The sequence below is a fragment of the Pseudomonas sp. Xaverov 83 genome (genome assembly GCF_019352905.1).
In the GTDB taxonomy this organism is placed as follows: Bacteria; Pseudomonadota; Gammaproteobacteria; order Pseudomonadales; family Pseudomonadaceae; genus Aquipseudomonas; species Aquipseudomonas yamanorum.
Genome location: NZ_JAAAFU010000095.1, coordinates 1 through 11,556, shown reverse-complemented (window position 1 = coordinate 11,556; position 11,556 = coordinate 1). Strand labels below are relative to the sequence as shown.

Annotated in this window: 10 protein-coding genes; 6 read left to right on the top strand and 4 right to left on the bottom strand. The window is 60.0% G+C overall.

Annotated elements, in window-relative coordinates; genetic code table 11:
- Positions 1-192: 192 nt before the first annotated feature.
- Positions 193-1,323 carry a catalase family protein gene (locus tag K0H47_RS29425; RefSeq protein WP_218264531.1) on the bottom strand — a complete coding sequence of 377 codons (1,131 nt, stop codon included), beginning with the start codon at positions 1,321-1,323 and terminating at the stop codon, positions 193-195.
- A gap of 31 nt (positions 1,324-1,354) precedes the next feature.
- Entirely contained in the window at positions 1,355-3,166 is a 1,812-nt protein-coding gene (locus tag K0H47_RS29420; RefSeq protein ID WP_093207673.1) for a di-heme-cytochrome C peroxidase, read from the bottom strand.
- Positions 3,167-3,412: 246 nt separating this feature from the next.
- Here K0H47_RS29420 and K0H47_RS29415 point away from each other — a divergent pair, with 246 nt between their 5' ends.
- The 5 genes from K0H47_RS29415 (at position 3,413) to K0H47_RS29395 (ending at position 6,242) form a co-directional block, all read left to right on the top strand.
- A complete protein-coding gene (locus K0H47_RS29415; RefSeq protein WP_003211122.1) occupies positions 3,413-4,153 on the top strand; it encodes an FKBP-type peptidyl-prolyl cis-trans isomerase in 741 nt (246 codons plus the stop codon).
- Between the two features lie 443 nt (positions 4,154-4,596).
- Positions 4,597-5,052: a YkvA family protein gene (locus K0H47_RS29410; RefSeq protein ID WP_219274037.1), complete on the top strand. Its 456-nt coding sequence runs from the start codon at positions 4,597-4,599 to the stop codon at positions 5,050-5,052.
- A gap of 97 nt (positions 5,053-5,149) precedes the next feature.
- A complete protein-coding gene (locus K0H47_RS29405; RefSeq protein ID WP_063028315.1) occupies positions 5,150-5,488 on the top strand; it encodes a helix-turn-helix transcriptional regulator in 339 nt (112 codons plus the stop codon).
- Positions 5,485-5,856: a hypothetical protein gene (locus K0H47_RS29400; RefSeq protein WP_010166435.1), complete on the top strand. Its 372-nt coding sequence runs from the start codon at positions 5,485-5,487 to the stop codon at positions 5,854-5,856. Before K0H47_RS29405 ends, K0H47_RS29400 begins: the two co-directional genes overlap by 4 nt.
- A complete protein-coding gene (locus tag K0H47_RS29395; protein ID WP_063028317.1) occupies positions 5,856-6,242 on the top strand; it encodes a tetratricopeptide repeat protein in 387 nt (128 codons plus the stop codon). The genes K0H47_RS29400 and K0H47_RS29395 overlap by 1 nt, the downstream gene beginning before the upstream one ends.
- A 1-nt stretch (position 6,243) precedes the next feature.
- Here K0H47_RS29395 and K0H47_RS29390 read toward each other — a convergent pair whose 3' ends face one another.
- Together K0H47_RS29390 and K0H47_RS29385 are read right to left on the bottom strand one after the other, a co-directional pair.
- Entirely contained in the window at positions 6,244-8,022 is a 1,779-nt protein-coding gene (locus K0H47_RS29390; RefSeq protein ID WP_219274036.1) for a bifunctional diguanylate cyclase/phosphodiesterase, read from the bottom strand.
- A 112-nt stretch (positions 8,023-8,134) separates the two neighbouring features.
- The gene (locus tag K0H47_RS29385; protein ID WP_219274035.1) at positions 8,135-10,249 is read right to left on the bottom strand and encodes a carboxy terminal-processing peptidase; all 2,115 of its coding nucleotides are present in this window, start codon (positions 10,247-10,249) and stop codon (positions 8,135-8,137) included.
- 105 nt (positions 10,250-10,354) lie between these two features.
- Between K0H47_RS29385 and K0H47_RS29380 the strand changes: the two genes are divergently transcribed.
- Positions 10,355-11,317: a zinc-binding dehydrogenase gene (locus K0H47_RS29380; protein WP_177071342.1), complete on the top strand. Its 963-nt coding sequence runs from the start codon at positions 10,355-10,357 to the stop codon at positions 11,315-11,317.
- Positions 11,318-11,556: the final 239 nt, after the last annotated feature.

Here is an 11,556-nt window from a genome sequence, read left to right as displayed (position 1 = left end):
GCCAGGGATGGCCCATGACGGCGGCCCACGGTCCAAAGCCGGAGTGAGGGCACACCGAGCCTAGGCGAGGAGCCGAGTGGTGGGGCAAGAGCGTTTTGCTTACTTTTGCGCTGTTCAAAAGTGAGCCGCTGTAAGAGCGGAACCAATAGCGGCCACAACCGCAGCAACGGATATGCACCCCACACCGCGGAGCTACAAATTCCGGCTATGCCGATAATCACTGACCGCCTCATACACCGCCTTACGCAACCGATTAATCCCCCCAATCGGCCGATGCGCCTCCACCCCAAACCACGGGTTAAACGACTGATTATCACAAGCCAGGTTCAACGCCGGCGTATCAAAATCCTGCGCCGGAATCACCACCTTGGCCACCGTCTCAAACGGCGCATCACTCTCTTTCCACTCAACGCTGGTGTCCTCGATCGGCATAAACTTCTGCGGATTTTGCCGCTGAATCTGCAACACAAAACACGCCGCCACCCGGTCCGTCGACAGTTGCTGATTCAACGCACTGCGCAAAAAGTTCGGCAGGTCGTGGTTCTGTTTGGGCAACACATATTCAGGGCAACTCTGCGGGTCCGGCGCCACCCGAAACTTCGCATTCGCCGCCCCAAACTTATACGGCGACACCGAGAAATACGTCGTCTGCGTAGGACTCACCGGCGGCGGCGCCAACGTCGCCAGCGCGATAAACAGATGCCGCACCTGCCAACTGCGCGGATCCACCCCGGGGAAGAACGCCAGGACCTTCTTGCCATCCGCCTGAGCCGAAATGTTCTGCGCATACTCCGCCACATCACTGACGAAAAAGTTCGGATGGCTGAACATCACAAAGTCCTGCTCACCGCGCGCCTGCTGATCCGCCAGCAACTGCTTGTCCGGCACGTCCAAGAGCTTGATCGCCATGCCCCGGGCATCCCGGATGCTGTCGAACTGCGGGTACGCATTGCCGTTGGACAGGCGCATCATCGCCTGCCAGGTCTTGCCCGGCTCGGCGAACACGCCCTGGCGCAAGGCTGGGTCGAGGTCCGGCAGTACGCTGACCTCGGCCTTCACGCAGCCATGGGCCTTGGCATGCGCATCCCGCAGGTAACGCGTGCCCTCGCGGTGTTGGTCGACGATGCGCACGGCGGTCTGGATGATGCCTTGGGTCATGGCCGCTTCCCCCGGCGGGATCTGTTCATCCGGTGACACCGGGCCGCTGTGCTGCCAGGCAAACCACAGGGTGGACAACAACCAGGCCAGCAGGCCCAGGCCCACCAGCCACAACAGGGTCTTGCCGAGAAACGCGCCGAGGCGCAGCCAAAGTCGAGCGAGCATTTAAAAATCCTTTTCTGCGAAGTCGGTTGGGTCAGGGCAGTTGCTGTTCCAGCGGGCCACCCAGCACTTTCAAATATTCCAGCAGCGCCCAGCGTTCCTGGGGCAGCAAGCCTCGGCCGATCACCCCGTTGCCACGCTGCCCGGCACGGAATTCGTGGCCGCTGTTGTGGTTGCCGGTGATCCGCGTATCGAACAGGAAGGCGTTGGGGAACGCAGCGGTTTGATAGCCCAGGTGGCGCGGATCGTATTCGAAAGTGCCTTTATAGAAGGTCGGGCTGCGCTCGTCCTGGGGCGAGAGCAATTGGTAGATCGTCGGCACCGAGCCGTTGTGCAGGAACGGCGGTGTCGCCCATACCCCGGCCAGTGGCCGTGCCTTGTAGGCACGCAATTCGCGCACGCCGATGGGCAGGCCGAAGCCGTCCAGGCGCGGGCGTTCGGCGGGTGTCACGCCGGCGGCACGGTAGGCGTGGTCTTCGACAAAGGCGGTGATATAAGCCAGGCCTTTGGCTGAGGAGAGGCTACGCAGGTCCAGTGGCTCAGTGGGGGTGGGGTGCAGTTCGACGTTCATTTTCGCCAACTCCGCCGGGTCCCATTGCAGGGCGCTGAGGTCGAAGCGGTGGTCAGCGATATTGTTGGCGGTAGTCGGGTCGGTGCCGATGACCTCCACCGGGAGCATTTTCAACTGGCGCACCGGGCGGCCATCGACTTGGGAAACTGCCGGTACGTGGCAGCCGGCGCAGTTTTCGGTGAACAACGCGCGGCCTTGGGCGGCCAACGGTTTGTCGATGGCGCCGAACAGGTCTTCAGGCCAGGTGGGTGGCTTGAGCCGTTGCAGGGTTTCTTCGATGGTATTCAGGTCGCGCACCCGCACGCTGGAGGCGTAGCGTGCATCGCCCTGGAGCGGCTGGCCGGCGCTGTCGAAGAAGTCCAGGGTGGCGCCAACGCCCAGGGCTTCGCCGATATTGCGGGCCATGGGTTGCTGGGCCGAGCCGTTCCATTGCACCCAGTCGAAGGTCCAGATGTCCCACAGTTGCGGGTAGTCCACTGGTGCATTGGCGATGCGGTAGTTGTCGGGGGAAATGGCGTCGCCGAAGCTGGCGTTGGCGATACGGCCAAAGGCGTCGGTGCGGCCCGGGCCTTCTTCGGTGGGGTAGAGGCCACGGTGGGTGTCGTTCCAGGCAACTTTCAGGAAGTTGTTCAGGGACTTCTTGAAGTCCTGGCGCAGTTGCGCTGCGTTCCGGTCGTCATAGTCATGGCCCAGCACGGTGCGGGCAAAGCGCTCGAATTTCCACGGGTTGTAGTAGGTCGAGGCAAGGCTGGCGACCAGTGCCTGGCCGAAGCTGCCGCCGCGCAGGGTCGGTACGCTGGACGGCAGCACATGTTGCGCCGGGCCACCGTCGATACGCAGGCCCTGGCCTTTGAAATTCAACTGGCCGGTGTGGCACGCGGCGCAGGTGATGTCGAGGAACTCATCATTGCTGCCGGCATTTTTATGCCGGGCGAAACCCACCGGCAGGTTGCCGGGGTTTTGCGCGGTGGGTACCTGCTTGGGGTCTACCAGGAAGCCGAAGCGCGCCAGGTACTCCGGCGTGGCGAAACGCTGCTCGGAGAACGGCAGTTCCAGTGCGGTAAACCAGGCATAACGCAGGCCCTTGACCTGGGTGCCCTGGGGCGTGAAGTAGTAGGTCTGGCGATCTGCGGCGCTCCATTGATCCTGGTAATGCACCTGTTCCACCGGCACGTAGACCGGCAGTTTCGGGTTGACCACGTAATAGAGCACCACCGCCAGGACCAAGCCCAGCAGTATGAAAATCATCAGCAAAACACGGGAAAAAATGCGCAAGATAACTATCCTTGTCGAGTTGTAGCGTTCTTATGCCATCAGGCCAGCAGTGCGGCAAGTGGCCATGAGTCTCGTTCCAGTGCTGCTGCTGTCCGTTGCAGAGCCCTGGATTGAATGAAAATGCTTTTAAACACGTGAACTTATCAGAAGTTTCCTGCTCACATGCCGGTAGCCATTGGTCGTGGCCGCCTGATAAGCTCGCGACTTTACTCGAATGCCCTTTTGGCACACGAACAAGGAAATAGCATGAAACAGCATCGGTTGGCGGCGGCGGTGGCCCTGGTTAGCCTGGTACTTGCGGGTTGTGATTCGCAAACCAGCGTAGAGCTGAAAACCCCGGCGCAAAAAGCTTCCTACGGTATCGGCCTGAACATGGGCAAAAGCCTTGCTCAAGAAGGCATGGATGACCTGGACTCCAAAGCGGTAGCCCAAGGCATCGAAGATGCCGTCGGCAAGAAAGAACAGAAGCTGAAAGACGACGAGCTGGTCGAAGCCTTCGCCGCACTGCAAAAACGTGCTGAAGAGCGTATGGCCAAGATGAGCGAAGAGTCGGCAACCGCCGGCAAGAAATTCCTCGAAGAAAACGCCAAGAAAGACGGCGTTGTCACCACCGCTTCCGGTCTGCAATACAAGATCGTGAAGAAAGCGGACGGTGCTCAACCCAAGCCTACCGACGTAGTGACTGTTCACTACACCGGCAAGCTCACCAACGGCACCACCTTTGACAGCTCCGTGGATCGCGGCAGCCCGATTGACCTGCCGGTCAGCGGCGTGATTCCAGGTTGGGTCGAAGGCCTGCAACTGATGCACGTTGGCGAGAAGGTCGAGTTGTACATCCCGTCCGACCTGGCCTACGGCGCGCAGAGCCCGAGCCCGGCGATTCCAGCCAACTCCGTGCTGGTATTCGATCTGGAACTGCTGGCCATCAAGGACCCGTCCAAGGCAGACGCTCCTGACGCACCGGCGGCTCCTGCTGCCAAGAAGTAATCAGCGCCTGAACACACAACGCCCCGTCTCGACGGGGCGTTGTTGTATCTGGCCTGTGCGATCGTTCCCACGCTCTGCGTGGGAATGCATCCCGTGACGCTCTGCGTCACCATTGCGCATTGCTCAAGCCTTGCGCTAACAGCAAGCGCGGAGCGCCACAGGCGGCATTCCCACGCAGAGCGTGGGAACGATCAGTTGAATCCAGGCCAAATTCAACCGAACCCATGCGGGCTAGAGCAGTCTGATAAAAGACCCGAGCACGGGTAGACGCAGATAATCTCCAAGTCAATGAATTCTTGGGTTTTTTTATGTGCGCAAAAAACGCCCGATCTGACTGTAGGCCTTGTATTACGTGGCTTTCAGCCTGGAAAATAGGCTCTGTTCACAAGGTTATCCACAATTTGTGTGGATAACCTTTTCTGTCGCCCGGAACTGGAGTGATGATGAAAGCGCCGTTTAATTTCACCCGCTTCCTGCCCATGGCTGCTCGCCTGCTGGGCCGTGGGCGCTTGCCGACGTTGCTGTTCGCGGTGGCCGCCAAAGGCTCGAGCCAGGGCAGCCGGCTGGGCAAGCTCAAGGACGACCTCAAGCTGCTCCAGGCCTTGTGCCTGGCCTACTGGCGCGGCGAATACCGGGCCATCAGCCCCAAGGCACTGATTTCGGTGGTGGCGGGGCTGATGTACTTCCTGAGCCCGATTGACGCAATCCCGGACTTTATCCCGGTATTTGGCATGCTCGACGACATTGCCGTGCTGGCATGGGTCATGAAGACCCTGGACGGCGAACTGAGCGCTTTTCGCGCCTGGCGCGAGCGTCAGGCCCCCGAGAAGCTCGCGGTGGTTGAGCGCCTGCCAGCGACGCCTCTGTTGCTGACGCAGGAACACCTGAAAAAAAACTGAACCTTGCGAATATCCCCCTGCGCTCTTTGTGGCTGTTAGGATTACACTCCTAAGGAAAGTACTTACGAAGTAAGTGTTGTGATCCTACGGGGCAGTCATGGATATTCAGATAATTACAAAGGATGGCGAACCCGAATATGCGGTTCTGCCTTGGGCTCAGTATCAGGCGCTGTTAAAAGCCGCCGGTCAGCAGCAGCCGACATCTCCTGCTTCGAACATTCGCCAAGCCACCGCCGAACCGGATCTGCGCCCCCTGGAGCAGCTGCGAAGCCTGCGCGAGGCCAAGGGCCTGGCCATCGAGGCTTTGGCGCGCACAGTGGGCATCAGCCCGTCTTACCTGGGCTTGATTGAAAGTGGTGAACGCCAGCCGGACGCAGCCATCCGCCGCAGTCTGGCTTGGGAATTGGGCGTCGCAGGTTGGAGGGACGAAACGTGAGCGTACGCATCAGCCGTCAGCATTGGGATGGGTTAATCAACGAGCTGGACCAGGCGCGCCGACAGCGCCACCTCTTGACCTACCGCGCGTTGCTGGAGCGCCTGCAATTTCCCACGCCGGCGATGCAAACCCTGACGGCCGCGCTGGAACACCTGGCAGCGCTGGATGCCAAGGCCGACCAGCCGCTGCGCAGTTCCCTGGTGATCAGCCAGGGCGCCAGCCGCCTGCCACGTACCGGCTTCTTTGAATGTGTGGAGCGTCTTGGACGTTTTTGCGGGCCGTCCGATGGCGTGGCCGCAGCGTCGTGGCACGCATCGGAAGTGGTGCGGGTGTTTGAGTACGATTATCCCGAGTCAGCGGAGGCTTAGTGTTTTGGAAGCTTAAGGCGTATGTCAGTTATTGGCTGGCGCGCAAATTGTTTCATTGGTCCTGGTTCATGCGACAGCCGCGTGGTTGGCAATGGCTTGAAGGCCAGTTCGCACGCATGGCCAATCTGGGGGATGTAGGGGCCCAGAGTTTCTACGGACATATCCTGACGTTTCGCGGCAAGGGCCTTGGCGCTCGTGAAGAGGGCGTGCGGCTGTTGCGGCTGGCGGCCCAGGCCGGAGATGGCAAGGCTGCCTACCAGATTGGGGTGTTAAGCCTCGCGGGCAGCCTTGGCAAGGCGCCGGATCCGCTGGAAGCGGCACGCTGGTGGAAAATCGCCGCCCGGGCCGGGCACCCGTTGGCGCAGATCCGTCTGGAACAACTCTGATCTAGAGCGGCTCCGGTTCTGCCTGGCCCAACTCCAGACTGTCGATCACATGAATGCTATAGCCCGCCACGTTCTTCGCGTGGTGCTTGGCTTGCGAGGCCAGTTCTGCCAACTGGCTGGCATCGAGTTGTCCACAGGCCTGTGGATACAAATGCACCACGCCGATGGACAGCGACAGCAGCGCAAACTCCTGGCGCACGCCCTGGCGGTTCAGTGCAACGAAACAGCCCGCGTCCAGATGCTCGCTGCGATAGAAGCGCCGGCATTGGGTGTGGAAGTCGTCCAGCAGTTGGTTGAGTCGCTTGCGCCAATCCTGCGGCCCCAGCACCAGTAAAAAGTCATCACCGCCGATATGCCCGACAAAGTCGCGGCTGGGGTCTACCCGGTCGTTCAGGCATTGCGCCAGGCACAGCAGCACTTCATCGCCCCGGCCATAGCCGTAGATATCGTTGAATGGCTTGAAACTGTCGATATCCACGTAGCAGATCACTGACTCGCGTTGTTGCTGCAACAACCGCGTCAGGCACTGCTGGATCGGCACGTTGCCCGGCAGCAAGGTCAGCGGGTTGGCATAGCGTGCCTGCTGGATTTTCAGCTCGGTAATCAGCTTGAGCACGTCGATCACCCGCCCCAGCCCCAGGTAATCGCCGTTGAGGGTGATGATGAAATCTTCCTCGATCCGCTGGCGTGCGCGGCTGGTGAGCAGTCGGCTGACTTGCTGCAAGGACTGGCTCAGTTCCACGGCGAGGAAGTCATCACTCATCAGGCGGCTGATGGGCTTGCGGGCGAACAGGTCGGTGGCGAACGGCTTGAGCAGGGCGTCCGACAGCGAGTGCCGGTGCACGATGCCGATTGGATGGCCACGCTCATCCAGCACCGCCAGGGAATTGAGGTTGGCCTGGCGCCGGAAGGCTTCCAGCACCTGCGCCGTGGCGGTGTGCTGGCCCACGGCCGGTTGTTCGTTGAGCAGGGCGCTGAGGTCGCTGCCTTCGTCGTTCAGTGCGATGTTGGCGCTGTCAGGCTTGGGTAACATCAACCGTGCTTCCTGCGGCGGGTGTTCCTGGGGGCGGCAGAGCAGGTAGCCCTGCACCAGGTCGACGCCCATTTCCGTGAGCACCGCCAATTCTTCCGGCAGTTCGATGCCTTCAGCGATCACCTGGGCCCGGGAGGCCTTGGCGATTTGCAGGATGGAGCCGACAAACTCGCGCTTGAGGGCGTCCTGGTGGATGCCGTCGATAAAGTGCCGGTCGATCTTCACATAGTCCGGACGCAATTCCGACCACAGCCGCAGGCTGGAATAGCCGGCACCCAGGTCATCCAGGGCAATCGAAAACCCCATGGCGCGATAGTGATGCAGCGCGGTTTGCAGCAGTTGAAAATCGTCGGTCGGGGTTTGCTCGGTCAGTTCGATCACCACCTGGCTGGGCGGGATGCCAAAGTCGCTGAGCAGTTGCAGGGTGCGGCCAGGTTGATGGGCGGTTTCCAGCAGGGATTCGGGTGAGACGTTAAGGAACAGCTTGCCTGGCAGTTTTTGTTCGCTGAACCGCCGGCAGGCACTTTCCCGGCAGACCATCTCCAGCTCACTGAGGCGCCCGGCGTGGCGGGCCACGGAGAACAGCGCGATAGGGGAGTGCAGCGGGCTATTGGACGGGCCACGACTGAGGGCCTCGTAACCGACCACGCGCCGCTCGGACAGAGAAATGATCGGCTGGAACAGGCTGTGCAAACTGCCTTGAGCCAGGATTGAGCCCAATGCATTCAGCTGTTCGGTCATGGTCATGATTTTCTCGGGTCGAAAAAAAAGGACCTGCTTGGGCAGGTCCTTCATTTCACGACAGAATGATGTCTATTTGATGACACTCCGGAGAGCGTTCACATTAAATTGCCATCATTTACTGCTTGGCCACCGTCTTACTGATTTTCAAGTAGTCCAGCAGGATGCGCCCGGTCTCGCTCAGGTAGGCATCATCTTCCGGCTTGGTTTTATCAGGCTCGGCGGCGATCGCGTCTTCGTCTTCTTTCTTCAGTTCCTTGAGCGGGGCTTCGCCTTTGGCCTTGCGGCGGGCGTTCTCCAGCACCAGTTGCTGATTCTCGATGTCGGTGTGCTGCGCACGACGGTCGGCTTCGTTGAGGCTGACGGTTTTCTCTTCCATCAACTTCTTGGCCAGGGCCAGCTTGTCGCGGATAAAGATGAACTCGGCATCCTTGGCGGAGCGGGCTTCGTGATCAGCTTTCAGCTTTGCGATGTACGGTTTGAACGGGTCTACCGCAGGCTTGATCGCAGGGCGGATGGTGTCCCACGGCATGGCCTCAGGCAGTGCGCTCTCGCCGATTTCCTTGGTGTCGATGATCGACGGGAAATCGACATCCGGCAGTACGCCCTGATGCTGGGTGCTCTGCCCGGAAACCCGGTAGAACTTGGCCAGGGTCAGTTTCAGCTCGCCATGGTTCAGCGGCTGGATGGTCTGCACGGTACCTTTGCCGAAGGTCTGGCCGCCGATGATCAGCGCACGGTGATAGTCCTGCATCGCGCCGGCAAAAATCTCCGAGGCGGATGCCGAGAGGCGGTTGACCAGCAACGCCATCGGCCCTTTGTAGAAGGCACCCGGGTTCTCGTCTTCCAGCACGTCCACACGGCCGTCGGCGTTACGCACCAGTACGGTCGGACCCTTGTCGATAAACAGGCTGGTCAGCTCGGTGGCTTCCTGCAGGGAGCCGCCGCCGTTGTTGCGCAGGTCGATGACCACGCCGTCGACTTTTTCCTTCTGCAGTTCTGTCAGGATTTTCTTAACGTCGCGGGTGGTGCTCTTGTAGTCCGGATCACCGGCGCGGAACGCTTTGAAGTCCAGGTAGAACGCCGGGATCACCACCACGCCCAGCTTGTAGTCCTTGCCATCCTGCTTGAGGTTGAGGACTTGCTTCTGGACGGCCTGATCTTCGAGCTTCACCGCTTCACGGGTGATGGACACGATCTTGCTGGTCTGGTCGTTCGGTGCGTTGGTGTGCGGAATCACTTCCAGGCGCACCACGCTGCCTTTCGGCCCGCGGATCAGCTTGACCACTTCATCCAGACGCCAGCCGACCACATCGACCATCTCTTTGTCGGCTTGAGCCACACCGATGATCTTGTCGGCCGGAGCAACCTGCTTGGTCTTGTCGGCCGGACCTGCCGGCACCAGACGCACGATTTTCACCTGGTCGTTATCGCTTTGCAGGACGGCACCGATGCCTTCCAGCGACAGACTCATGTTGATATCGAAATTTTCCGCGTTATCTGGCGACAGATAATTGGTGTGCGGGTCGTAGGACATCGCGAAGGTGTTGATGTAGGCCTGGAAGATATCTTCGGCACGGGTCTGGTCCAGACGTGCCAGCTGATTCTTGTAGCGCTTGGTCAACAGTTCCTGAATGGCCTTCGGGTCTTTGCCTGAGATCTTGTAGCGCAGGACCTCATCCTTGACGCGTTTGCGCCACAGGTCGTCCAGTTCGGCTTCGGTGGTCAGCCAAGGAGCGTCCTTGCGGTCAACCAGCAAGGTCTCTTTCTTGGTGAAGTCAAACTGGTCGACGCCCTTGTTCAGCTCACCAATGGCGAAGTCCAGACGCGCTTTGACGCGGTCCAGGTAACGCTTGTAGATGGTGAAGCCGGGCTGCAAATCACCGCTCTTGAGGAAGTCGTCGAACTGCGTCTTCCACTTGTCGAACTCGGTGATGTCGCTGGCCAGGAAATAGCTGCGCGAGGGATCCAACAGCTTGAGGTAGCTGTCGTAAATGATCACCGAGCGAGCGTCGTCCAGCGGCGGCTTGCTGTAATGGTGGCGCTTGAGCAACTCAACGACGTTAAGGCTGGCAATCACCTCATCGCGATCAGGCTGAAGATTGTCCCAGCTGTTGGCTGCGAACGTATTGCTCGAAAGCGGCAGAAGGCCGATACCAATAAAAAGAGCGAGGGCGGTGCTGGGGAACAGATGCTTCATGCTGATTCGACGCGGGGGCAATTGATAACGCATATTAGGCCGTCTTTGAAGTCGCCGGTTCCATATGGGCCGGTCGCATAATGCAAAAAGCCCGGCGCTACAGCAACGGGCTCAGTCCAGACTCACTATGGAGGCACTGTGAAAGCATTGCAAGGCGTTGAAGGTCATGTGGAGTGGCAAGACGAGCCGAGTCCTACATGTGATGTAGGCCAAGTTCGCATTCGTGTGGCGGCTGCGGGCCTGAATCGGGCGGATTTATTACAGCGTTCAGGGCTCTATCCACCGCCTCCTGGCGCCAGTCAGGTGTTGGGCCTGGAGTGTTCCGGGGTGATCAGCGAAGTCGGCGCTGGTTCGTCGTGGCAGGTGGGTGATCGTGTTTGCGCCTTGCTGGCTGGCGGTGGGATGGCTGAAGAAGTGGTGGTGGATGCGCGGCATGTGCTGCCGGTGCCAGAGGGTGTGTCCCTGGTGGAAGCGGCCGGGTTGCCCGAGGTGTACAGCACTGCGTGGCTGAATCTGTTCCAGCTGGCGGGCCTCAAGCCTGGGGAGAAGGTGCTGTTGCATGCTGGCGCCAGTGGCGTGGGGTCGGCGGCGATTCAGTTGTGCAAGGCGTTTGGTAGCCCGTGTTGGGTCAGTGTGGGGTCGGCGGATCGCTTGGCGTACTGTGAGGCGCTGGGGGCTCAGGGGGGTGTGGTACGTACTGACGGCATCGAGGGCTTGAGGGATTTTGGACCGTTCGATGTGATTCTTGACCCTGTGGGGGGGAATTACGCGGCGCTGAATCTCAAGCTGGCGGCGCGTGATGGGCGCTGGGTGTTGATTGGGTTGATGGGCGGGCGTGAGGCGCAGATCGATCTGGCGCAGGTGTTGGCCAAGCGTGTGCAGGTGTTGGGGTCGACGTTGCGTAGCCGGGATGATCAGTTCAAGGCTGACCTGTTCAGTGACTTGAGCCAGCATGTTTGGCCGTTGTTTGCCGAGGGTCGTTTGAGTCCGCAGTTGGCCAGGACGTTTCCGATCAAGGATGCCGAGGCCGCGTTTGCTGAACTGGCGACTAATCAGATTTCCGGGAAACTTGTGTTGGTGATTGACGAAAGCCTGGTCTGATTTCAGAGGCGACATTTGTGTTGGGGGGGAGTTGGCTGGGTGTATATCCGTTATTTAGGTAACGGCCGCCTATGGTTCCGCTCTTACAGCGGCTCACTTTTGAAGAGCGCAAAAGTAAGCAAAACGCTCTTGTCCCACCACTCGGCACCTCGCTTAGGCTCGGTGTGCCCTCCGGCTTTGGACCGTGGGCCGCCGCGATGGGCCATCCTTGGCCCAGCGCGGCTAACCCGGCGTCCTGC